Source organism: Sporosarcina contaminans (genome assembly GCF_042679045.1).
GTDB classification, from domain to species: domain Bacteria; phylum Bacillota; class Bacilli; order Bacillales_A; family Planococcaceae; genus Sporosarcina; species Sporosarcina contaminans.
This window is the reverse complement of the sequence record NZ_JBHTLT010000002.1, coordinates 1-22,806: the sequence shown is the minus strand read 5'-3', so window position 1 is coordinate 22,806 and position 22,806 is coordinate 1. Positions and strand designations below refer to the sequence as shown.

At 41.1% G+C, this 22,806-nt stretch carries 20 protein-coding genes and 1 pseudogene; 7 read left to right on the top strand and 14 right to left on the bottom strand.

Translation table 11 applies throughout. From position 1 onward, the window contains the following. From ACFQ38_RS00745 to ACFQ38_RS00725, 5 genes and pseudogenes are all read right to left on the bottom strand, one after another. Nucleotides 1–606: pseudogene (locus tag ACFQ38_RS00745) on the bottom strand (transposase); the annotation flags it as partial. Nucleotides 607–977: 371 nt separating this feature from the next. Continuing rightward, complete coding sequence (locus ACFQ38_RS00740) at nt 978–2,459, bottom strand: DEAD/DEAH box helicase (RefSeq protein WP_381479529.1); 1,482 nt, start codon at nt 2,457–2,459, stop codon at nt 978–980. A 357-nt stretch (nt 2,460–2,816) separates the two neighbouring features. Then, entirely contained in the window at nt 2,817–3,509 is a 693-nt protein-coding gene (locus ACFQ38_RS00735; RefSeq protein ID WP_336824410.1) for an alpha/beta hydrolase, read from the bottom strand. Further along, a complete protein-coding gene (locus tag ACFQ38_RS00730) occupies nt 3,506–4,876 on the bottom strand; it encodes a UDP-N-acetylmuramoyl-tripeptide--D-alanyl-D-alanine ligase (protein WP_381479528.1) in 1,371 nt (456 codons plus the stop codon). The genes ACFQ38_RS00735 and ACFQ38_RS00730 overlap by 4 nt, the downstream gene beginning before the upstream one ends. A 12-nt stretch (nt 4,877–4,888) precedes the next feature. Continuing rightward, nucleotides 4,889–5,953, bottom strand: coding sequence for a D-alanine--D-alanine ligase (locus tag ACFQ38_RS00725; protein ID WP_381479527.1), 1,065 nt, complete (start codon nt 5,951–5,953; stop codon nt 4,889–4,891). Between the two features lie 360 nt (nt 5,954–6,313). On the opposite strand from ACFQ38_RS00725, the gene ACFQ38_RS00720 reads away from it, so the two are divergent. After that, nucleotides 6,314–7,507 carry an FtsW/RodA/SpoVE family cell cycle protein gene (locus tag ACFQ38_RS00720; RefSeq protein ID WP_336824413.1) on the top strand — a complete coding sequence of 398 codons (1,194 nt, stop codon included), beginning with the start codon at nt 6,314–6,316 and terminating at the stop codon, nt 7,505–7,507. A 114-nt stretch (nt 7,508–7,621) separates the two neighbouring features. Continuing rightward, nucleotides 7,622–8,803 (top strand): FtsW/RodA/SpoVE family cell cycle protein, encoded by a 1,182-nt coding sequence (locus ACFQ38_RS00715; RefSeq protein WP_336824414.1) that lies wholly within the window; start codon nt 7,622–7,624, stop codon nt 8,801–8,803. A 62-nt stretch (nt 8,804–8,865) separates the two neighbouring features. Here ACFQ38_RS00715 and ACFQ38_RS00710 read toward each other — a convergent pair whose 3' ends face one another. Further along, complete coding sequence (locus ACFQ38_RS00710; protein WP_283733817.1) at nt 8,866–9,006, bottom strand: Lmo0850 family protein; 141 nt, start codon at nt 9,004–9,006, stop codon at nt 8,866–8,868. A 471-nt stretch (nt 9,007–9,477) separates the two neighbouring features. Here ACFQ38_RS00710 and ACFQ38_RS00705 point away from each other — a divergent pair, with 471 nt between their 5' ends. Beyond that, on the top strand, nt 9,478–10,638 hold the full coding sequence (locus ACFQ38_RS00705) for an MFS transporter (RefSeq protein WP_381479531.1): 1,161 nt from the start codon (nt 9,478–9,480) through the stop codon (nt 10,636–10,638). Nucleotides 10,639–10,788: 150 nt separating this feature from the next. Here the strand turns inward: ACFQ38_RS00705 and ACFQ38_RS00700 are convergent, their stop codons facing one another. Next, entirely contained in the window at nt 10,789–10,941 is a 153-nt protein-coding gene (locus tag ACFQ38_RS00700) for a hypothetical protein (RefSeq protein WP_336824415.1), read from the bottom strand. After that, nucleotides 10,938–12,236, bottom strand: a complete 1,299-nt coding sequence (locus ACFQ38_RS00695) for an MFS transporter (RefSeq protein WP_381479526.1) — start codon at nt 12,234–12,236, stop codon at nt 10,938–10,940. The genes ACFQ38_RS00700 and ACFQ38_RS00695 overlap by 4 nt, the downstream gene beginning before the upstream one ends. A gap of 170 nt (nt 12,237–12,406) precedes the next feature. Here ACFQ38_RS00695 and ACFQ38_RS00690 point away from each other — a divergent pair, with 170 nt between their 5' ends. Then, the gene (locus tag ACFQ38_RS00690) at nt 12,407–13,639 is read left to right on the top strand and encodes a helix-turn-helix domain-containing protein (protein ID WP_381479525.1); all 1,233 of its coding nucleotides are present in this window, start codon (nt 12,407–12,409) and stop codon (nt 13,637–13,639) included. A 43-nt stretch (nt 13,640–13,682) separates the two neighbouring features. Here the strand turns inward: ACFQ38_RS00690 and ACFQ38_RS00685 are convergent, their stop codons facing one another. After that, the gene (locus ACFQ38_RS00685) at nt 13,683–15,011 is read right to left on the bottom strand and encodes an L-cystine transporter (protein WP_381479530.1); all 1,329 of its coding nucleotides are present in this window, start codon (nt 15,009–15,011) and stop codon (nt 13,683–13,685) included. A gap of 404 nt (nt 15,012–15,415) precedes the next feature. Here ACFQ38_RS00685 and cls point away from each other — a divergent pair, with 404 nt between their 5' ends. Continuing rightward, a complete protein-coding gene (gene cls / locus ACFQ38_RS00680) occupies nt 15,416–16,867 on the top strand; it encodes a cardiolipin synthase (RefSeq protein ID WP_336824418.1) in 1,452 nt (483 codons plus the stop codon). A 324-nt stretch (nt 16,868–17,191) separates the two neighbouring features. Here the strand turns inward: cls and ACFQ38_RS00675 are convergent, their stop codons facing one another. After that, entirely contained in the window at nt 17,192–18,142 is a 951-nt protein-coding gene (locus ACFQ38_RS00675) for a M15 family metallopeptidase (protein WP_381479524.1), read from the bottom strand. Nucleotides 18,143–18,283: 141 nt separating this feature from the next. On the opposite strand from ACFQ38_RS00675, the gene ACFQ38_RS00670 reads away from it, so the two are divergent. After that, the gene (locus ACFQ38_RS00670; RefSeq protein WP_381479523.1) at nt 18,284–19,441 is read left to right on the top strand and encodes an MFS transporter; all 1,158 of its coding nucleotides are present in this window, start codon (nt 18,284–18,286) and stop codon (nt 19,439–19,441) included. 33 nt (nt 19,442–19,474) lie between these two features. Here the strand turns inward: ACFQ38_RS00670 and ACFQ38_RS00665 are convergent, their stop codons facing one another. The 4 genes from ACFQ38_RS00665 to ACFQ38_RS00650 all read right to left on the bottom strand — a co-directional run bounded on the left by ACFQ38_RS00665 (nt 19,475) and on the right by ACFQ38_RS00650 (nt 22,083). Continuing rightward, nucleotides 19,475–19,723 (bottom strand): hypothetical protein, encoded by a 249-nt coding sequence (locus ACFQ38_RS00665; protein ID WP_336824421.1) that lies wholly within the window; start codon nt 19,721–19,723, stop codon nt 19,475–19,477. Nucleotides 19,724–20,007: 284 nt separating this feature from the next. Then, nucleotides 20,008–20,793, bottom strand: a complete 786-nt coding sequence (gene yidC, locus ACFQ38_RS00660) for a membrane protein insertase YidC (RefSeq protein ID WP_336824422.1) — start codon at nt 20,791–20,793, stop codon at nt 20,008–20,010. Nucleotides 20,794–21,191: 398 nt separating this feature from the next. Then, nucleotides 21,192–21,551: a hypothetical protein gene (locus ACFQ38_RS00655; RefSeq protein ID WP_336824423.1), complete on the bottom strand. Its 360-nt coding sequence runs from the start codon at nt 21,549–21,551 to the stop codon at nt 21,192–21,194. A 52-nt stretch (nt 21,552–21,603) separates the two neighbouring features. Continuing rightward, on the bottom strand, nt 21,604–22,083 hold the full coding sequence (locus ACFQ38_RS00650) for a GNAT family N-acetyltransferase (protein WP_381479522.1): 480 nt from the start codon (nt 22,081–22,083) through the stop codon (nt 21,604–21,606). Nucleotides 22,084–22,199: 116 nt separating this feature from the next. On the opposite strand from ACFQ38_RS00650, the gene ACFQ38_RS00645 reads away from it, so the two are divergent. Then, nucleotides 22,200–22,697 (top strand): GNAT family N-acetyltransferase, encoded by a 498-nt coding sequence (locus tag ACFQ38_RS00645; RefSeq protein ID WP_336824425.1) that lies wholly within the window; start codon nt 22,200–22,202, stop codon nt 22,695–22,697. Nucleotides 22,698–22,806: the final 109 nt, after the last annotated feature.

Sequence of the window (22,806 nt, the reverse complement as noted above, 5' to 3'; positions counted from 1 at the left end):
CCGCCATCTCCTCTGCGTTCTTTGCCCAGTCGAACCAGTCACAATAGGCCTCTTTCAGTTCATATGCCTTCTTCAATTCATCAGACATGCCTAGATAGCGATCTACATACCAACGGTTTTTCTCCGTTAATTTCTCACTGCGCTTATATAAAACATGGCGCATCCTTTTACATTTCTTGCGGTCATATGCATGCCATTCCTTCTGCACTTTTCTTCGGACTTCATCCAGCGCCCAGTAGATATAGCGGCAAAAGTGAAAACGGTCTGCGACAATGACAGGGCGTCCCAATGCCTTTTTCACGNCTCCTTCGTATAGCGTTGATACTTTTCCACAAAGGGGGAAGTCTCCGAGAAGCGCTTTCCGCATGAACAGGCATACCTGCGCCGTTTATAGAAGAGGACCGTTAAACGTTCAAACCACTTGAGGTGCTTGACCTTCTGCATGCGGTAGTCATGGATCTTCTTTGTCATTGCCCCACACTGAGGACATTTGTGAGGCTGCCTTGGAAGCGAAACGTGAAGTGCGGTATGCTCCCCAACCTCCTCTATCTTTTCAATGTTTACACCTTTTAATCCTGGAATATTCATGATAGAATTCATGTGCACGTATCACCTTTCGTTTACTTGTTTTCCGACAATTCAAGTATAAAAGAAATGGTGATTACGTGCTTTTTTTTGTTGAATTTGTGTGAATACCCCAACAAATATTATAGAACCATAAAAAAAGAAAAAGCGAAAGCTTAAAAAACCGAGTGCCCTTCAAGCAGGCACTCGGTTNCCTTTCGTTTACTTGTTTTCCGACAATTCAAGTATAAAAGAAATGGTGATTACGTGCTTTTTTTTGTTGAATTTGTGTGAATACCCCAACAAATATTATAGAACCACAATATAAACGGCACTTCACAATGCAAACCGCACACTGCAAAAAGAGAAAAATCCGGGCCACTGCGTATAAACAGTGAACCCGGATTGTATACTTATCGTTCGTTTCGGTTTCTGGAGCGGTCTCTTCTTCCGCCTCCGTCACGGTTGTTGCGACGAGAACCTCCGCCGCCGTATCCGCGCCCGCCGCCAAATGAACGGCCACCGCCACGGCTTCCTTTGTATCCACCGCGATCACGTGATTGTGTTTTACGCATTGGCAAAGGACGTTCTTCCGTAATTTTGACAGGTGTGTCATCTGGCTCATTCGTCAATGACTTGATCGCTGCAGCGATAATATCCTGAGCATCAAATTTCTCTAACAGTTCAGCAGCTAAAGGCGCATAATCTGTTAGTTCGTTTTTCTGGATGACTTCTGTCAATTGCTCCATCGCCAAACGTTGTTGGCCAATCAATGCTTCGTCTTCAGTCGGTGGCTGTAAAGGAGTCATGCGTTTTTTCGTCGTTTCCTCAACGACACGCAAATAGCCCATTTCACGTGATGTTACGAATGTAACCGCCACACCGCTTTTTCCTGCGCGTCCTGTACGGCCGATACGGTGGACATAGCTCTCAGGATCTTGTGGAATATCGAAGTTATACACATGTGTTACGCCAGAAATATCAAGTCCGCGAGCTGCAACGTCTGTAGCTACTAAGACATCGATTTTATTTTCTTTGAATTGACGTAAAACGGACATCCGTTTCGCTTGCGTCAAATCGCCGTGAATTCCTTCTGCAAGGTAGCCACGAATGCTTAAAGCATGTGAAAGCTCGTCAACTCGGCGCTTCGTGCGGCCAAAGACGATTGCAAGCTCAGGTTGGTGAACGTTCAATAGACGTGAAAGAATATCGAATTTTTCTCTTTCCTGCGATTTCACGAAATATTGGTCGATGTTTTCGACTGTCATTTCTTTCGACTTGATTTTCACGATTTCAGGTGTTTTCATGAACGTTTCCGCAATTTTACGGATCGGCGCTGGCATCGTTGCAGAGAACAGCAATGTTTGGCGTTCAGACGGAACACTTGCAAGAATCGTATTAATATCCTCAATGAAGCCCATGTTCAACATTTCATCTGCTTCATCCAAAACAAGCGTCTGTACATTGTTCAATTTCAAAGTTTTACGGTTAATATGATCTAAAATACGTCCCGGAGTGCCCACAACGATTTGCGGGTTGTTGCGTAGTGCTCGAATTTGCCTACCAATTTCTTGTCCACCATAAACTGTCAGGACGCGTGCACGCTTACCGTAACCAATTTTGTAAATTTCTTCTGAGACTTGGATTGCCAATTCTCGAGTAGGTGCGATAATCAATGCTTGCACAGATGGATTGGACATATCAATCTTTTCAATGATCGGAATACCAAACGCAGCAGTTTTACCAGTACCTGTTTGCGCTTGGCCAATAACGTCCTTGCCTTCCATGCTTAACGTGATTGTTCCTTCTTGAATAGGTGTCGCTTCTTCGAATCCCATACGTTGTAAAGCTTTTTGTGTAGATTCGCTAATATTTAGTTCTGAAAATTTCGTCAAAATTCTCAATCTCCTTTGGTTTCTTCATTTAGCAATTGGTTACATTTGCAAATGAAAGCACGGCAAATTCGAGCGTTGTACTTAATAGTGGGAACGTTTCCGATATTTTGTAATCTCCAAAGTGGGCAAAAGTCCAGCATCTTCAAGACTTTTATTGTTTAGAGGTAATCGTTGAAAAGGAAAGCCCGGTCTTTGCCGAGCGGCTTACAGGCATGTAAACCGATTTATTCAAAAAAAAGTACTCTTCGCCACTGGAAGAGTCTCTTGTGTAAATGTATCCAATACCTTAAGTAGTGTAACACGAGCGGCTTTCAACCGCAATCATTCAGCTTAAAAATCAATAGTCTGAAAACGGATTTATAATGATTTCATGAATGATAGAACGTCCGGGAACCAAGAATCGCAATCATCACTATAACAAATATGATGTTTTCCCTTTTCTGAGATGATCAAATGCTTTTCAGAAGAGCCAAGTGAATTGTAAAGATGCTCACCTGTTGAAAACGGCACGATGCCATCCCGCTTCCCTTGCACGATACATACCGGCGCTGTAATAAGCCTATAATAAGGTTCCACCATTTTAACAAGCCGCAAAAATTCAAAAGCAGCATGCAAAGGCGTATGCTTTAGTTTATATTCGTACAAATGGTAAAACGTATTCGGCGGATACTTTTTCGTCACCGACTCCTTTAGCATAATGCCCGCATCTTCCAACAAGATCCGCGGGCTTATATACTTGGCGGCAGCACTTAATAGCACCAACTTATCGACTGGGTAGCGGAGGGATAAATACATCGCAATCATGCCGCCCATCGAAAAGCCTATGATAATGACTTTATCCACTTCTTTTCGAAGTTTAGCGAGTGCCATCTCCGCTTCCATCATCCAAGATTCCGCTGTCGCTTTGCGGAGGTTGAGTGGAAACTCATGCCCCGGCAAAACGGGCACAGATATTATCCAATCCGTCTCTTTTTTGATGAATTCCATAAAAGGGCGAATTTCAAATGGCCCTCCGGTAAACCCATGTAGAAAGAGGACGCCCGTTTTCATTTTGCCAACATTCCATCTAGCACCCGTTCAAGCTCCACCCCTCTGGAGCCTTTCAATAGGACGATGGAGTTTTCATTTGTATCTTTCGATAATACGTTTACAATCGGCTCGATATCCGTTTCGGACCAATACACGTTTGGTTGCCCACTTTGCTGGAGTTTCTCAAATAGCCATTTCATTCGCGGTCCATATAAAAGAATTCCGTTTAAAGATAGAGTGCCTAATTGATCCGCAATTGATTCATGGTAATAACGTTCATCATCTCCAAGCTCTAACATATCTCCTAAAACAACCCACTTCTCACTGCGCAAAGCTGTTTCCTTCAAGAAATTCAGAGCAGCAGACATGGACGTTGGCGCCGCGTTGTACGCATCGTTTATATACAACGCTCCATTATCGGCCAATACGGGTTGCATGCGCATATCCGTCAAACGACAATTTTTAAGCGATTCCCGGATTTGGTCGGCGGTCATGCCCAGTTCATTTGCTATTAATATTGCAGCAAGCGCATTTTTCACTTGATGGGAACCATATACCGGAATCGTAAAAGTTCCATTCACTTTTCCTGAAATCGTAAAGCGGCTTCCCTCGTCACTCGCGTACAAATCCGTAATCGATAAATCCAAGCCATTCTGATGGCCGAATGAAACCGAAAATAGTCCATTTGCACTTTCGACAAACGGTTTCAGCAAAGGCTCATCGCCATCATAAAACAGGATGCCACCATCTTGCAGACCATCGATAATTTCAAATTTCGCTTTCGCAATGCCTTCTCTCGAACCAAGGTCTTGCATATGCGCCTCGCCGATATTCGTAATGACCGCAAAATGAGGCTCAGCCATTTCGGATAAAAATGAAATTTCCCCGAACCCACTCATGCCCATTTCAAGCACAGCCACTTCCGTATCTTCTTCCAACGACAGCAAAGTAAGCGGCAATCCTAATTCATTGTTGAAATTGCCTTCCGTTTTCTTTACTTTGAAATGTGGAGACAGTACGCCTGCAATCAAATCTTTCGTCGACGTTTTACCATTCGAACCCGTAACGCCGATAATTTTGCAATCCAATAAATAGCGGTAGCTTTTAGCGATTTGCTGCAGCGCTTTTTCCGCATCATCAACAAAAATTAGTGGAAGATCTTGCGGAGCATCCGGCTCGTCTTTCAGCCAAAGAGATGCTGCAGCCCCTTTTTCAAATGCTTGCCGAACAAAACGATGCCCGTTTACTTGCTCTCCTCGAAAAGGGATGAACAAATCACCCGGCGCAATCGTACGCGTATCAATCGACACACCTGTCACAATGCTGTTTTCCAACATCTGTCCATCTGCATTCAACCATTGCGCCAATTCTTTTAATTGTCGTCTCACGTCAAATCACGCTCAATCCATTTTATATTGTATCTGCTTTTTTTCTTCATGCCTTTCAAGCCCAAGCCCGATCAGCTTTTCAATCAATTCAGGGTAAGAGATGCCTGCGTGCTGCCATAATAGCGGAAACATGCTCGTCGGCGTAAAGCCCGGCATTGTGTTGATTTCATTAATTAACACTTCGTCATTGTCTGTCACGAAGAAATCCGCACGCGCTAGACCGGCGCAATCCAATACTTTGTATGCTTCAATCGCCATGCTTTTCAACGTCTTTTCTACTGCCTCACTGACAGGGGCCGGAATGAGCAATTCCGTGTTTCCGTCCTGATATTTCGCTTCATAATCATAAAAAGCAGCAACAGGTTTAATTTCTCCTAATACGGAACAAGCCGGTTGATCGTTGCCTAATACACCCACTTCCACTTCACGTGCCGTAATGCCTTGTTCTACAATGATTTTACGGTCAAATTTCAACGCTGTATCGACCGCCGCATAAAGGCTTTCACGATCCGTCGCTTTGCTAATGCCGACACTTGAACCTAAGTTTGCTGGCTTAACGAACATCGGATACGCTAGTTCACTTTCCATTTTTTCAATTAAGTGTTCCCTTTTTTCTAACCAAGCATTACGTAAAAAGTGTACATAGGGTACTTGCTTCAAGCCAGATTGCGCAAACAATTGCTTCATGACAACTTTATCCATACCTGCAGACGAAGAAAGAACGCCATTTCCAGCATAAGGAATGTTCATTACTTCAAACAAACCTTGCACAGTGCCGTCCTCCCCGTTCGTACCATGCAATAGCGGTAAAACAATATCAGGCAGCCCATCGCCATTCAAAAAATCATGAATGCTATCGGGCTTCTCCTCATCCTTTTGAAGCCGCAGTTCATCGATCGAATGAACCGGAGCCAATAAAGGCTCGCCTTTTCTCCATTCACCTTCATATGTGATGTATACAGGAATTACTTCATATTTATCAAAATCGACAGCGCGCGTAACCGCTTGAGCAGTCGATAAAGAGACCTCATGCTCAGCGGATTTCCCGCCGTAAACTAAACCTAATTTTCTTTTCATAGTAACTCCCTCGCTAACCGTTAAATTTCATTCCTCTATTTTACCACGAAAACCTTTTAAGCTGATACATAGACCTTATATTTTCCAAATCGGTTCGAAGTGCTTAGATAAAAAGAACACTAATCATTGATAAGTTCCAGAAAAACTATATAGTTTACACGTTAAAATTGTAGACAAATACATACTTTCAACTTGTTTCAGCTTCAAATTCGCTATTATGTTCCTTTGGGATGATTCTATGGATCGCCTAATTTGATGCGGCAACCTATCGCTTTTCTGATCGTCTATAGTTAAGGTATGATACGAACTCTTTTTTAGGTTATACTCAAGTAAACTATCGTAGTAGAAAAGGTGAATCGTTTGAATTTGAATAATAGGCCGGCGGATCGTTTTGATTGGACGCTTGCCTTTATATTGGCTTTATTGGCAGTTGTGAGCTTCTTCGCTATTTCATCTGCTCAAACTTCCGAACAATATGGAGAAATCAATTTCGTCCTGCTTCAAATAAGATGGTATGCTGTCGGCATGTTCATCATTGCATTTACTATTCTATTAGAGCCGGACCAGTACAAAAAAATTGCCTTTCCTTTATATGGGTTAGGTGTTCTTCTGCTTTTGTTTCTAATGTTAGCTCCTGGCGGACAGGGACAAATTGCGGAAATTCGGATGGGCGCGAAGAGATGGCTTACACTTCCAGTGATCGGTAGAATACAGCCTTCTGAATTCATTAAAACGTTTTTCATATTAGGAATGGCAAAAATGGTAGCCTCCCACAATGAAAAACATATTTCGAGAACGTTGAAAACAGATTTTCTTTTATTGAGCAAGATTGGCATTATGTTGATCATCCCACTATTTTTCATTATGAAACAGCCGGATTTAGGCACTTCTCTCGTATTTATTTCTATTACAATTGCAATGATCCTTGTAGCCGGGATTTCTTGGAAGTTTATTGTTCCCCTTTTCTCAGGTGGGGCAGTATTAGGTGTTGGCTTGCTTTATATGGCGCTTTACGCTCAGGATTTTATGGAAAACGTATTGGGATTTGACCGATATCAATTTAAAAGAGTGTATTCTTGGCTGGATCCTCATTCCTACCCTTCTGATGAAGGATATAATCTGATCCAAGCGATGACTGCAATCGGCTCGGGCGAATTATCCGGCAAAGGATATCATGGACGTGAAGTATACATTCCGGAAAACCATACCGATTTTATTTTTAGCGTCATTGGGGAGGAATACGGGTTTATTGGCGCAAGTATTGTCATCTCAATCTTTTTCATCCTTATTTATCATTTGACGAAAGTTGCGTTGGAATTGAAGGATCCATTTAGCGTATACGTCTGCACCGGAATTATCGCTATGCTCGCTTTCCACGTTATAGAAAATATTGGCATGAACATTCAGCTGTTGCCAATTACTGGAATTCCATTGCCTTTTGTCAGTTACGGGGGGAGTTCTCTTTTCAGTAATCTTCTTGCAATCGGATTAGTATTTAGCATGAAGTTCCACCATCGCACATATATGTTTGCTGCGGATGAGGATGAGGAGTAAAACAAAAAAATAATAGAATATCATAACATAATTGCAGATTTTCAGTTATAATTAATTTCTGCGTAAACATCGAAATTGCTACGCGGATCCAAACTATTCATAAGGTGACCTTTCATGAAGATAGATAAAAAACCGGCGGATCGATTTGATTGGCCACTTGCTTTTATATTGCTGTTGTTTTGTGTCATTAGTCTGATTGCCATTTCCTCTGCCCAAACGACTGGGCAGTATAACATTAATTTCATACCGTCTCAGATACAATGGTATGCAATTGGCTGTGTCATCATTGCAATTACGATGTATTTAGAACCTGAGCAGTATAAGAAAGCCGCTTGGATCATTTATGGAGGCGGCGTTCTTATCTTAGCACTGCTTTTCATTTTGCCTGAAAGTATGGAGCTTGTCGCTCGCCGAAATGGCGCGAAGAGCTGGTTCCATTTGCCGGGCATCGGAAGTATCCAGCCTGCAGAGTTCATGAAAACATTTTTTATTATCGGGTTGGCAAGGACCATTACAAAGCATCATGAGCATTATTTGGAAAAGACGCTGCAAACGGATTTTCTTTTATTAGGCAAAATCTTAGGTGTGATGTTCGTACCTTTCGCCCTCATTATGTTGCAGCCCGATTTAGGAACAGGCCTTGTGTTCATTGCCATTACGGCAGCTCTGATCATTGTCGCAGGGATTACGTGGCGAATCATTTTGCCTATTTTTATCGGAACGGCTGCAATTGGGGCGACTTTGCTTTGGATGGCGTTGTACGCACAGGAATTTTTGGCAAAGTTCGGTTTTAAACCTTATCATTTCGAGCGTATTTACTCATGGCTTGATCCGTATTCATATGCTTCCAATGAAGGGTTGCATTTGATTACATCATTGAATGCGATCGGATCTGGTGAGATTTTCGGTAAAGGGTACAAAGGACGCGAAGTATACGTTGCTGAAAGCCATACCGATTTTATTTTCAGCGTTGTCGGAGAAGATTGGGGATTTGTCGGTGCAAGTATCGTCATTTGCCTATACTTCTTCCTGATCTATCATATGACGAAAATCACGTTGGAATTAAAAGATATGTTCAGTACGTATATTTGCGCTGGCATCATTGCGATGATTACATTCCACGTTTTCGAAAATATCGGCATGACGACACAACTATTGCCAATTACCGGAATCCCTCTTCCTTTTATAAGTTATGGAGGAAGCTCACTGATGGGAAATATGCTCGCAATTGGTCTCGTATTCAGTATGAAATTCCACCATCGGACCTATATGTTCAGTTCAGATGAGGAAGATTAATTTCAGCAAAAAAGGTATCTCCAACCGTTTAAACGGCTTGGGATACCTTTTTTCATGTACAGTCATGACTGTATTTGCGGGTCATTTGCAGGTGGCGCGAGGGCCTTCAGCATTTCCAGACGGGATTTCGTCGCTGTCGCCGAAACACCCAACTTCGCCAAGTTGGAGATGATTTTTTTCAAATCAACCTTTTCTTTCGCCATCTTTTCCACCTCGACCTTTCTATATAATGTTGACGTTTCACACGATGGTATGTTTCGTCAACGAAATGAAAATTGTTCCATTTTGTATCTATACACATCATACCACTCCTGTCCACTTTTAAATCTTTCATTTCTGTTACAATTGTAGGTTTTTTGTAAACCTTTCATACATCATAAAATGATTTCAGAGTAATTCGTTTTGAGCGTATGCAATGCGGCTTCAAAGAAGCTTTGAGCGTATAATATGTATAACTGGATTAATGAATGGGTTTTATCGTTATGTGGCATGGCGCTAAACTGGATGACTTATGGGTTATCAAAATAGATTATCGTAGCATTGTTCCGATTATCGACAATTTAGGGAATGAATGACGTGGAGGTTGGTAAAATTACCATATCTTTTGTATGCGTTCGACAAGAGGAGTAGAATGGTCGTAGCGATTTTTATTAAAGGCGGGTAGTCATATGAATATAAAAAAGGCGATTCTTCTGTTGATGTCCGTGCAATTTTTCGTTTATTTAGGGTTCGGGCTCATTATTCCAATATTGCCTGAAGTTGTCGTACAGCAAGGGCTATCAGAGATGCATGTTGGTGGGCTATTGACCGTCTATTCTTTGGCCTCTTTCTTCACAGCCCCACTTTGGGGGTCATTGTCTGATCGAACGGGGCGCAAAAAACTCATCATGGTTGGATTGGTCGGGTTTAGCCTAAGCTTTTTCTTGTTCGCATTTTTCATAGAGAATCTATTTTTGCTTTATTTATCGCGCATAGTCGGCGGTATTTTCTCGGGTGCCCTTTATACAGCGGTTACCGGGTTTGTTGGCGATATGACGACAGAAGAGAACCGCAATAAATATATGGGTCTTTTAGGGATGTCAATCGGCTTAGGCTTCATTTTTGGTCCAGCGATTGGTGGAGTGCTTGGTGATATTAGTTTGCGGGTTCCGTTCATCGCGTCAGGCATTCTAACTTTACTTTTATTTGTCTATGCCGGATTCATTTTAAAAGAGCCTAAGCGGCTTGGTGAAGCGAATAAACGGGCAATACTTCCAAAAGGCGGAGCAATGCTGTGGCAATATCGGATTCGTAATCTATTCTTACTATCGTTCATGGTGACGTTAATTCTTGCAGGGATTGAGGCAACATTCCAATTGTTTCAGATTTCCAAAATCGACATTACACCGAAGCAAGTCGGCTACTTGTTCATGGCAAGCGGATTTGTCGATGCTGCCATCCAAGGTGGAGTTGTAAGGCGGGTCAAGAACGGTGCAGAAACGAAATGGATAATAGGAGCGCAGATCATTACTGCAATCGGCCTTGTGCTAATTCCATTCACATCAAACCTGTTTTGGGCGGGATTTGCGTTAAGCGTCTTCACTGCAGGTAATGCGCTTGCAAGAACGGTCCTTGTTTCTCTAACATCCAAAGAATCTGGCGGAAAGTATGGAACAGCAGCTGGCATGACGTATTCGATGGATAATATGGGGCGGATTATCGGTCCATTGTTGTTCACAGGTCTATTCACTCAATTAGATGGCGGCATTTATACTATTTCAGCGTCGCTTGCAGTGCTGTCAATCGTTTTCGTATTCCTTTATCGAAAGTCTTTAAACACATTGCGCTCAGCATAATAAAGTTTCGATCAATCTGCCATAAGTTTCTATGATGAAGAGCAAAAGGCTGTCAAAGAGAATACTTTTCTTTGACAGCCTTTTTGTTTCAATATGACAATTCCCTGACTACTACAAGTGAGGACAGATTGTAAGGGATTACAGCCTTAATTAGGATGTGAAATACTGAACAACTTTTCCATTTCCATCCTCCACACTCACATCTCCAGACATTAAATAAGGCAATGGGTGGAAGCTCATATCGCTCCCGCCATAATTCACGCTTACGTCGATTATCCATTCCCCGCTTCCCTCTAATTTCATTCTTGGACTGCTTTCGCTTTTATCATTTTTGTTTTCGCCAACTCTGGATGAGCCTTTCTGATGATAGAAGGTCTCGCCATTATAAGCGTAACGATCATGAGCAAAATACCCGAACTAACGAGGATCCACTGTGCTTGCACTGCATCATAAAGGAATCCGAATAACACAACGCCTAATGGCATTAATGCCATGGACATTGTTTCAAGTATTGAAAACACACGTCCTTTGAAATCGTCGTCGATCGACTTTTGCATAAGCACTTGAATTGGCGTATTGACGATCATCATATTGATACCGAATAAAAAGATCACAATTATATAAAATGCAAAAAACGCATTATATTGCATAGAGACGATCAATGGCAGCGGAATGAGCATGAGGATAATACCGAAAATAAGAATACCCCTTTTCGAGACTAATAAAGGATATTTCACCTCTTTTTTCATTGAAAAATAAATGGACATGAGCAGCATGCCTACCGCAAATGAACCTTGTGTCACACCGAAATGTTCGGATGCCATCTTTAGTTTCTCGATGAGGATGAAAGAAAACCCTACTTCAAATGCACCGAAAAGGAAGTTGATAATTAATGAGATCCAGACAATTGTTAGCAGTACCGGCTGCAATCGCAAATAGGAAATACCCGCCTTTATACTTTGCCACATCGTTTCTTTCGCTTCCTCTTCCGTCTTCTCCTTCCTTTTCGCAAAAAGCTTAAAGTTCATCGTAGATTCTAATAAAACAGCAAGCACTGACGCTGACATATACAGTATTAAAAACGTATTCATCGACACTGTTCCGTACAAAATACCTGCAATGGCAGGGCTTCCAATAGCCGCAAACGAAATTGACATCTGGTTCAGCGACATCGCACGTTGAATCCTCGCTTCATCGATCAAACCTGTAATAGAGGAAGTAAATGTCACTCCTGAAAACGTTGACGCAATCGATAAAACAACGGTTGTCGCATAAATCGCGATCAATGATAAACCAGATGACAGACTGTAAACGAGAAGACCTCCAATAGCAAAAGTAGAAGCAATTTGGGCGATAATGACAATCGCTTTTCTCGAATATTTATCTGCTGCATAACCCGCAAAAGGCGAGACAAGCGTTCTTGGTAAAATATTACAAATGAGATTTGTAGCAAAACTCGTTGCAGAACCTGTCATCTGTAAAATGTAAAAGCTAATTGCAAATGCATACACTTGCGCGCCGAATGCGGAAATCAGCTTGCTAATCGTAAACGTCCACATATGGTAAGTCGCTCTTTTTAAATTCGCTGCCATTTCCAAATTAGTCACTCCAATCAGTAAGTTTAATTTAATTAAACAAAGAATAGCACACTTTATTCTTCCATTGCAATAGAAAGTTTAATATAATTAAACTATATAAAACCTTATTATCATATGAACGATGTTGACGAATTGGAACTTTGGATTGTACGGTTATGTAGTCAAGGAGAGTGAACACTATTAAAACTTTAGGCGAGCGCATAAGAAGTTTGCGCAAAGAGCGTAAAATGACATTGGAAGTGTTAGCTGGAGGGAAACTTTCAAAAGGGATGCTCAGTTTAATTGAAAATAATAAAGCAAAGCCTTCCATGGACAGCCTCCTCTATCTTGCCAATCGATTAGATGTCGATATGTCTATGCTTTTGGAAGAAGTGAGTAGCCAAGAGCTACGGGATGTTTTAGAGAAAGCAGAGGAACTTTATAATACGACTATTTCAGAGGAAGTCGATAAAAATGAACAGCTGATCGCCTTATTGCAGCCTTACGTCGAAAATTTATCCGATAGCTATGAAGCTGCGCGAGTATTGGATATGTACGGACAAGGGCTGTATTTAAGCGGTTCCCCTAATTGGAAAGAATATATAGATAAGGCGGCAACGATGTATGACCGACTGAATATTGTGCGCAGGAGAGCCAACCTTGCCATTTTCAAATCTTGGACAAAGTTTAGAGATCATTTATACTCGGAGGCCTTAGAAGATTTTTTACAAGAACGGCACCATATAAATGATAAATACGCCTATATCGATCCGATTTCCCGAATTGATCTTGATTATCATGAAGCCGTTTTCCATTATGCAGTCGGTAATTATGAAACAGGCATCGCAGTTATGGAGGAGGCAATTGAATTTTCGAAAACGCACCGTATATTTAATAGTATTGATAATTTGTACAGGTTAGCCGCGATTAATGCAATGATGAATAACGACGAGGAGCGTATCGCTTTTTATGCAAATAAATTAAAGCAATACGGCGAATTCGCAGATGACAAAGAGCCGTTATACTTATATCGCTTCATGGAAATCCATCAATTGACATCCTATACACATCAATATGAAAAAGCATCTGAATTGATTTCTGAATATGAGGAGGAGTTGAATAGGTCCGTTTATTTTCGTTCTTATTTACTTGCGGAAAAAGGCAAAGCACTTTACGGAATCGGACGTTATGAAGAGGCGATTGAACGATTGAAGCAAGTTGAAATTGCCGACTACATTCATCACCCGATTGACCTCTCCATTTTTTACGAAGGAGATGCCTATCTTGCAAGAAGTTATTTTGCGTTAGGGTTGCAAGAAGAGGCTGAAAGCATAGCAAAAAAGACAATGGAACTGATTGCGCCTATGCCCGCATCTCCCTATAAGCGCTATATCGAAGAGACTTATCAATTAATCGTGAAATAAAAAATCCGCAGGAAGCACAATTGCTTTCCTGCGGATTTTATCATTATAAAGCTTCAATTGATTGATCTTCAATGGAGCCATTATAAATCTCTTTATCAATTTCCCCAGTCACTCGAGCAGTTGCAACGCCCGCTGTCATGGAGCCGCTAACGTTCAGCGCTGTACGTCCCATGTCAATTAACGGTTCAACGGAGATGAGCAAGCCTGCGAGGGCTACAGGCAAGTTTAATGCGGATAATACTAAAATCGCAGCGAAAGTTGCGCCGCCTCCAACACCAGCTACCCCAAATGAGCTAACCGCCACAATTGCAATCAATGTGATCAAAAATGTCGGTTCTAACGGATTTTGACCGACTGTCGGTGCAATCATGACTGCCAACATTGCTGGGTAAATTCCTGCACAGCCGTTTTGACCGATTGATAATCCAAAAGAGCCAGCAAAGTTTGCGACACCATCCGGTACACCTAAGCGATCTGTCTGTGTTTTAATATTTAATGGCAATGCCCCTGCGCTCGACCGAGAAGTGAAGGCGAACAGCAAAGTCTCTGCAGTCTTCTTCACATATGTGATTGGGTTGAGCCCTGAAATCGTAATAATAATTAGGTGGATTAGGAACATGACCAAAATTGCCGCATAGGAAGCCAACACGAATTTCCCTAAACTATATATCGCCGCAAAGTCTGAAGTGGCGACTGTTCTCGCGATGATGGCTAAAATTCCGTACGGTGTTAAACGCAAAACAATACGAACAACACCCATAATAAGGGAGTACAATGCATCGATTCCCTTTTTAACAAGGTTTGCATTTGTTTCATCACGTTTAGTAAGAGCTAAATAAGCAAAGCCTAAGAATGCCGCAAAAATAACGACACCAATCGTTGAAGTTGGACGAGCGCCAGTGAAGTCAAGGAACGGATTCGCAGGAAGTAAATCTAAAATCTGATCGGGCAAAGCTTTACCTGATAGATTCGATGAACTTTCCTCGATAGAAGCTCCACGAGCCGTTTCTGCTTCGCCTTGCACAATTTCCGAAGCGTCCAAACCGAAGACTAATGAAGATGTTATACCGACAGCTGCAGCAATAGCAGTTGTGCCAACTAAAATCCCTAAAATCAGTCCGGCCATCTTTCCGAAGTTTTTGCCGATCGTCACTTTTGTAAAAGCACCCAATATGGAAATGAAAACTAAAGGAATGACTATCATCTGAAGCAATTTAACATAACCAGTGCCGATAATATTATACCAAGCTACTGATTTTGAAAGCACCTCAGATTCTGTGCCATAAGCAATATGCAATACAAATCCAAGAAGAATACCAAGTCCTAACCCGGTAAATACCCTTTTGGAAAACGAAATGTTTTTGCGATGCATACTATATAGGAGTCCGACAAACAGCAACAGTGCCGCAACGTTAATAATTAATAATATTGTATCCAATCTATATTCCTCCTGATTCAACTTATAGCAAAACTATAAACCCCTTATCCTAATCAGTCAAGTAGGATTTATTGGATTCTATAAATACTCTTATTCTTTTAGAAAGCTTCAACTACAGAATCCTGTAGAATGAAAGCTGTATTGGATTTACAAACAATCAGAATCACACGATAGACGATCGGAAATCATTTTAAAAGCACATTGCCCAAAAACGCTGATTCATAACTAACATTTTTATTGTTCCCGAAATGAATTAAGACTCTCGAGATTTTGATTATCTTCTTTTTCTTCTGTTTTTCGGTATACTGTAAGAAAGGAAATGTTTAAGGAGGGTGAAAATGTCAGGATTATTTAGCATTTCAGTTACAATTATATTTATATTGAACATTTTTCTTGCAATCGCCCTCATATTTTTAGAGAGGCGTGATCCAACAGCTACATGGGCTTGGCTTCTTGTTCTTTTCTTCATTCCTCTATTCGGTTTCATTATTTATTTATTTTTAGGCAGACAGTTAAGAAAGAAGCATTTATTCCGCTGGGAAGGAAGAAATCGCATTGGGATAGAACAGCTCATCGATTATCAAATCGAAGCGATCGAAGAGGATGCTTTTGAATTCAGATTGGATGACACCGCTCATTATAAGGATATGATCTACTTGCACTTGCGCAATAACCACGCTGTATTGACGCAAGATAACAATGTGCAAATATTTAATGACGGTGTGGAGAAATTTGATGCATTGCTCAAAGATCTTGAAAATGCGAAAGACCATATCCATTTCCAATATTATATTTTACGTTTGGATTCATTAGGCAAAAGGATATTGGATGTGCTAATCCGAAAAGCGAAACAAGGTGTTAAAGTACGTGTGCTATTCGATGATATTGGCTCTAGAGGTCTGCGCATAAGCCATTTGAAAGAACTCATTGCCGTTGGCGGTGAAGTAGCTGCGTTTTTCCCTGCAGTCCTTCCACTCATCAACCCACGGCTGAACTACCGGAATCATAGAAAGATCGTAGTTATCGATGGACGCGTCGGATATGTCGGCGGCTTCAACGTCGGTGATGAATATTTAGGATTAAACAAGAAATTTGGCTATTGGCGGGATACGCATCTCCGCATTGAAGGCAGTGCAATTCATCCGTTGCAAACCCGTTTCATCTTAGATTGGAATCAAGCGTCTGAAAAGCACAATATCGAATATGCAGAGAGGTACTTTCCCGCTATTCCTCGAAAAGGCACCGTCGGTTTGCAAATCGTTTCGAGCGGACCGGACGCTCAGTGGGAACAAATTAAAGATGGCTATTTAAAAATGATCTTTTTAGCGAAAGAGTACATTTACATTCAAACACCTTATTTCATCCCAGATGTTAGTTTCCTGGATGCGCTTCGGATTGCTTGCCTCTCTGGTGTCGATGTACGAATTATGATACCGAATAAGCCGGACCACATGTTTGTTTACTGGGCAACCTATTCAAACGTGGGGAAACTCTTAGAAGCTGGAGCAAGAGTGTATATTTACGAAAACGGCTTCCTGCATGCCAAAAAAATTGTTGTTGACGATGAACTCTCTACAGTAGGTACTGCCAACATTGATGTGCGCAGCTTTAAATTGAATTTTGAGATTAACGCCTTCATCTATGACCGAGAAAAATCTCATGAGTTAGCGGAACTGTTCGAGCAAGACATGCAGTTATCGACTGAATTGACGTATGAAGCATATAAGAATCGTACTCGTATCGTGAAGATCAAGGAATCGGTCTCCCGCCTACTATCACCGATACTATAATTTTGGAAAAAGAAATGCAGCAATCATAGCGAATGGTAGGTTTCGGGTAAATTGTATTCCTTTTCAACGAACGTTTCACGATTGGGGAAGTTTCTTCTTTTCCGAAACAATTCTTATTATATAAAATGGTGAAGAGACATCGGCAGTCTCTTCACTATTTTTTTAATTGACTAGGAAGTTAGCTGGAAACGTCCAGCCCAATCACTCATAATTTACGAGGATCGCCGCGGCCTTCACATTCAAAAGCGCCATTAGTCTATCTAAACAAAAAGGCTGCCTCCTTTCGAGGCAACCATATTTCAACTAAACCTTGCAAGCCTAAATCTATTCTATTCCTAAATATTCTTCCAACGTAATATTGCGTTTAAAGACCTCTTCTGCAATTTCTTTGCCAACGTAGCGGAAATGCCATGACTCATGCATATAGCCTGTCACATCTTCTTTCCCTTTCGGATAGCGGAGGATGAACCCGTAACGATATGCATTCGCTGCTACCCATTTTCCAGCTTCCGTATCTCCGAATGAGGAGGAAGCCCAGTGTTTCTCGAAATTCACTTCCCCTATATCGAATGCCAAACCTGTCTGATGCTCTGAATAGCCTGGACGAGCGCTGTACCGGTCAGCCGCATCTTTGCCATCCTTTTGGACATAACGATCGTAAAGAGAGACTTGGTATTCATATGAGCGGTATGTGCTGAAAGCAGTTAGATTGATACCAGATAGTTTTGCTTCTGCAGCCATCTCATCAAATGCCGCTCTTGCCTCTTTACTTTCACCGGGTGCATAATCACTTGGCAACGGGTATTTTTTATTGGCAATTAGGACGCCCTTTATGAATGTCGGTTCTTTAGGCAGCTTCTGGCCTTCAATATAGCCGCCATTTTTCGAAATAGTTGGCGGATTATTTTTCACATTGGCTTTATCGTTTTTCTTCACGGGTGTTTCGATCTTAGTTGGTGTTTCAACTTTTTTCTCTTCATCCGTTTTTTCTTGTGGTTGATTTGGAGCCTGTTGTTCCGGTTCTTGTTCTTCATCGCCTTCTTCTGTTGCATTTGGCAACTCATCATGCGGCTCTTCCTCTTCTTCCGGTAATTGTATCGGTTCTTCCTGTGGCTCAGTTACATCTTTTTTCAATCCTAAACGGCTTAAACTTTTATCAACATTCCACTCATTTATCCCTATCCAAACGATGGCGGAAATAAAAAAGATACTTATTATTAATAAAATGATTGTTCCAATCTTACTCTTCGTCTTCTTATGCTTGCTTCGTTTCATGTATAAAGGCCTTCCTTCTGCTATATATCTCGTTAAATATCATTTTTTCACACTAAGATAGTTTACCATCAATTCTCTTTACTGTGTGCATATGCTATCATTTATTTCTAATAACGTATTCGAAGATTGAGAGGATAAACAATGAATACACAACGCTGGCTATCTTTTAGTTTCTTAACGTTCTTCTTTACATGGGGCATCTTTCTCCCCTACTGGACAGGATTTTTAACGAATGACAAAGGTTTATCAGTAAAAGCTGCCAGCGTTGTTATGGGCGCAGGCATGGTTGCTCGGTCCTTTGCAACTTTTTTGTTTTTCCCCTACATGACGAGAAAGCTATCCTTAATCCGAGCAGTGCAATGGACTGCATTGATCTCCCTATTGCTGGCCATTATGTATTTACCCAATTCGCCATTCGCTGTTCTGTTGCTGATTACAATCTTATTTAGCGCAGTCTATCCGATGATTTTGCCCGCGGTGGAAAGCGGTGCATCGGTTCTTATGCAAGCCGATCGCATTCATTATGGCAAAAGCCGCTCCTATGGTTCCATCGGCTATACAGTAGCGTTATTAATTGTCGGAGCTGCAACTGCTGTTTGGGGCGAAAAATCAATCCTTCTGCTAATGATCGCAGGTCTTGGATTTATTGTGCTGTTCTTTTCTCGCCCGGCACCTGCCATTTTGCAATCAAAACCTGAATATAAGAGCGGTAGCAATGTAAAAACCGGCTTAAAAAGCCTTTTCCAATCAAAAGGCTTTGCCGTTGTTATGCTGTTGGCGATTTTATTGCAAGGTGCTCACGCTTCCTATTACAACTACGGCTTTATATTTTTGAATGATTTAGGAGTGAACGGCTTTTATATCGGCATTGTGCTGAACATCGCTATATTGTTCGAAATCTTATTTTTCGCAAAAGCAGATCGATTGCTTTCAAAAGTAAAAGTGTCCACGATGTTTTTAGTTTCAGCAATCGGCTCTACGGTTCGATGGGTAGCAATTTTCCTTTATCCGATGACGAGTGTATTCATAGCATCTCAAGTGCTACATGCCCTATCATTCGGCGTTGCCCACTATGCGTTTATCCAGTATATTTCTACAAAGCTCCCAAACTCACATATTGCTGCGGCACAAGGCTTCTATGCTGCGTTCGCTATGAGTTTAAGTACAGCAATCCTGACATTCCCTGCGGGCTTCCTATATGACGAAGTCTCTCCTAATGCGGCATTTTTAGGAATGACCATTTGTTCAGTGCCAGCCATTATAATTGTATTGCTAACAAGAAAAAAGCTAAATTACTAACTATATTGACGCACCAACAGCATAGTTGGTTCATTACATGAAAAATATAAGTGCAAACACAACTACGAAAGCGGCTCCAAAGGTAATCGACAAATAGCGCATCCATTTGGATTCTCTTTCATAGCCTTGCTCTTTAAATGATTTCGCTCTTGATGCATTTGTTAATGAAAATAGGGCCATCATTGTTAATATGGCGATGTCCAATTTTCCTTTGATGATAAAATAAAGCGTAATCAATGCAATTACAATAATGATTGGAACGAAAAACTTTTTTTGGCTCATCATAGATTCCCCTCTCGAAAAATGAAGAAAGGCTGGAGAACATTCTCCAGCCCCTAACTTGTTGACTAACGCTCGCATACTGCGAATCGAACAATAAAGAGTTCGATTTGCCGTATTTTCGCGCCTTTGCGGAAATAAAGGCACTGCGGACGTTGCACACCTATACTGCCTTCCACGTGTCAAGCGTTTTCAAGCCAAGCTGGGCAAACACCTATCTCATAACTACAAATCTTAAAAAGACTGTAGACAAAGTGAAGAAGATACTTTGTCTACAGCCCCCATACTTACTTTGCTTTATCTGTAGTTTGGCTTAACTCGGCATCCGTATGCTTGTAGTAAAATTTACGTCCTAAATACGTTTGGAGTATGAGGAGAATACCGCCTACAGCCCAATATAATGGCAATGCTGCCATAACACTGAACGAAATGAACATAATCATAATCGGTGACATGTAGACGAACAGCTTCATTTGCTGTTTTTGCTGCTCAGGCATCGTCCATAAGGATACGCGCGCTTGTACAAAATAAACAGCTCCTGCGACTAACATCATGATTTTATCCGGCTCACCAAGATTAAACCATAGGAATTGGTGCTCCTTTACTTCTGGTGGTGCATAGAGAATTGCGAAGTAGAGTCCCATAATAATCGGCATTTGAATAATTAGCGGCAAACAGCCCATGTTGAGCGGGTTGACGCCGTGCTTCGAGTACAATCCCATCATTTCTTGCTGAAGCTTCATTTGCTCTTCTTTATCTTTCGCCTGTTTCAGCCGTTTTTGAATGTCTTCCATTTCAGGGCGAAGCGCATCCATCTTTACTTTCATTTCTTGCTGTGATTTATAGTTCTTTAACATTAAAGGCATTAGAACTAAACGTATTGCAACAGTGATGACGATGATCGCCCAGCCGTAGCCTCCGTTAAACGCTTCTCCTAAATAATGCAGAAGCCATTCCATCGGTTTTACGAATATACTATAAAACGTTCCCTCTTTGTTTTGTACACCTGAACAGCCGCTCAAAAATACAGCTGCGGTAATCAGTATCGAGAATAAACCAATTCTTTTCTTCAATAGATTCACCTTCACTATAATCAATTGCGCCTCGGCGTAATTGCATGTAATTTTGTAGTGCTTTTCTTCTGCCGAGCATTCGTTAGGTACTTGTTCATTTTATATAGATGAATAACCTTCTGACAGATAAATTCAAACTACTGAAAAGTATACATCATATGTAGGTATAATTACAATGAATGTTGCCATTTGAACAGGGAATTGTGAACATAAAAAAACGCCTCTTTTAGAAAGAAGCGCTCTTTGAAGAGATTTGTCTACTGTATCGTAGATTGCAATTGCGCATAAAGATTGAAAATGCAAAGCAATGCTATTTTACGTAAAACGCCTTTCATTTGACGCATAAATAACAGTTGGCGTGCTAACCCCTATTTTCCAAAGCTTACATCGAAATGAACTTAACCTTCTTTTTGTTCTCCTTGTTTCCAATGTGGATCATTTTCTTTTTGTTTAGTGTAAAGCCCATCTTTCTCAGATTCTTTCGAGTCGTCTTCAACTTCTTGGTTGTAGTAATGGACGCTCGTTTGGGCCCCTTCACTCACCATTTTATTGTCTTGAAAATCATAAGGGTCTGAATGCCCTGCCTTCGTTTCATCTGAACGGTTCAATTGCTGAGAATTGACAAAAGAATTTACTTTCGTTTTCATGTTATTGAAGGCTACCATCGCCTTATCTCGATTTTCTTTTTTACTAAAATACGCATATGCACCTGCAGCTAATGTTGCAAGGAGCAATCCATTTCCTTTTTTACGTGCCATATATATCATCCTCCATCCAATCAAAATTCATTTTGATACGAGTAGTATACCCTCATTCTACTTTTCGAAAACTTTTCTTTGCTAACAACATATCGATATGTGGAATACCATCATCTTCGTATGGTTCTCCTATCACCTCAAATCCATGCGATCCGTACAGTTGTTGCAAATGCAATTGGGCTTGCAATTGTATTTTTTCGGCATGAAAGTTTTTTATCATAAATTCTACTGCTTTTGACATCAAAATATGACTAACTCCTTTGCCTCTCTGATCTTCATGGACAATCACTCGTCCTAAAGAAGGTTCTTCATATTTCACTCCAGCAGGTAAAAGACGGGCATAGGCTTTAATCTCCCCATCTCTCATCCCAAATAAATGAACAGCTTCCATGTCGTGACCGTCCACTTCCATGTATGGGCATTGTTGCTCTACTACGAATACTGCAACCCGCAATTTTAGCATTTCATATACTTCGATTCCGCTTAGTTCGTTGAATCGCTTGAAAGACCAGTTCAGCTCTTTTTCCGTCATAGTATATCCCCCAATGATTAAATGTCTAAATTTTATATTTCATTATGATGACAACCATAGTTTATTAGACTGTTATTTGTTATGATAGCAGAAAGGATTGCGGAGGTGACAGCGACATGATACGACCGATGACCGTTGGCGATATTCGCCATATACAACAAATTGCTCATGTAACGTGGAATGATACATACTCGGGGATCATTCCTAAAGACATTCAGACAGCATTTATCAATCGCTCCTATTCCGATGCAATGATGATGAAACGGATGGAAAAGACTCATATGTTAGTCGCTGAATGTGAAAACGGAACCCCGATCGGATTTCTTAACTTTACAAAAGAAGATGAAGATGGCGATTCAGAGTTGACGGCGATGTATATTTTGCCGGCTTACCAGCATTCAGGATACGGTAGAAAATTATTCGACTATTCGATGGAAGTGCTCAAAACAGCAAAACAGCTTTATGTCTATGTTGATAGCCGAAACGATGCAGGACGTGCCTTCTATGAAAAAATAGGCTTTGAACTTTTAGATACATTTGAAGAAGAATTCGAAGGATACCCTGTCGAAACAGCTCAATATGTCTACTTCATTCAACAGCCTGCTCTTGTTTAATAATAAAAGAGGCTGGGACATAACTAGCTTTAAATAAGAAAAAAGTGAAATTGAGCTCGCTCAATTTCACTTTTTTTCATTTTTTAAAGTCCCCCTTTCCTGTTGGCCG

Coding starts and splice junctions, on each gene's coding strand:
- ACFQ38_RS00735 (WP_336824410.1), bottom strand. CDS start 3,509: ATGAAAACGGGCGTCCTCTTTCTACATGGGTTTACCGGAGGGCCATTT.
- ACFQ38_RS00725 (WP_381479527.1), bottom strand. CDS start 5,953: ATGAAAAGAAAATTAGGTTTAGTTTACGGCGGGAAATCCGCTGAGCAT.
- ACFQ38_RS00715 (WP_336824414.1), top strand. CDS start 7,622: ATGAAGATAGATAAAAAACCGGCGGATCGATTTGATTGGCCACTTGCT.
- ACFQ38_RS00710 (WP_283733817.1), bottom strand. CDS start 9,006: ATGGCGAAAGAAAAGGTTGATTTGAAAAAAATCATCTCCAACTTGGCG.
- ACFQ38_RS00700 (WP_336824415.1), bottom strand. CDS start 10,941: ATGAAATTAGAGGGAAGCGGGGAATGGATAATCGACGTAAGCGTGAAT.
- ACFQ38_RS00685 (WP_381479530.1), bottom strand. CDS start 15,011: ATGCATCGCAAAAACATTTCGTTTTCCAAAAGGGTATTTACCGGGTTA.
- cls (WP_336824418.1), top strand. CDS start 15,416: ATGTCAGGATTATTTAGCATTTCAGTTACAATTATATTTATATTGAAC.
- ACFQ38_RS00675 (WP_381479524.1), bottom strand. CDS start 18,142: ATGAAACGAAGCAAGCATAAGAAGACGAAGAGTAAGATTGGAACAATC.
- ACFQ38_RS00670 (WP_381479523.1), top strand. CDS start 18,284: ATGAATACACAACGCTGGCTATCTTTTAGTTTCTTAACGTTCTTCTTT.
- ACFQ38_RS00665 (WP_336824421.1), bottom strand. CDS start 19,723: ATGAGCCAAAAAAAGTTTTTCGTTCCAATCATTATTGTAATTGCATTG.
- ACFQ38_RS00655 (WP_336824423.1), bottom strand. CDS start 21,551: ATGGCACGTAAAAAAGGAAATGGATTGCTCCTTGCAACATTAGCTGCA.
- ACFQ38_RS00650 (WP_381479522.1), bottom strand. CDS start 22,083: ATGACGGAAAAAGAGCTGAACTGGTCTTTCAAGCGATTCAACGAACTA.
- ACFQ38_RS00645 (WP_336824425.1), top strand. CDS start 22,200: ATGATACGACCGATGACCGTTGGCGATATTCGCCATATACAACAAATT.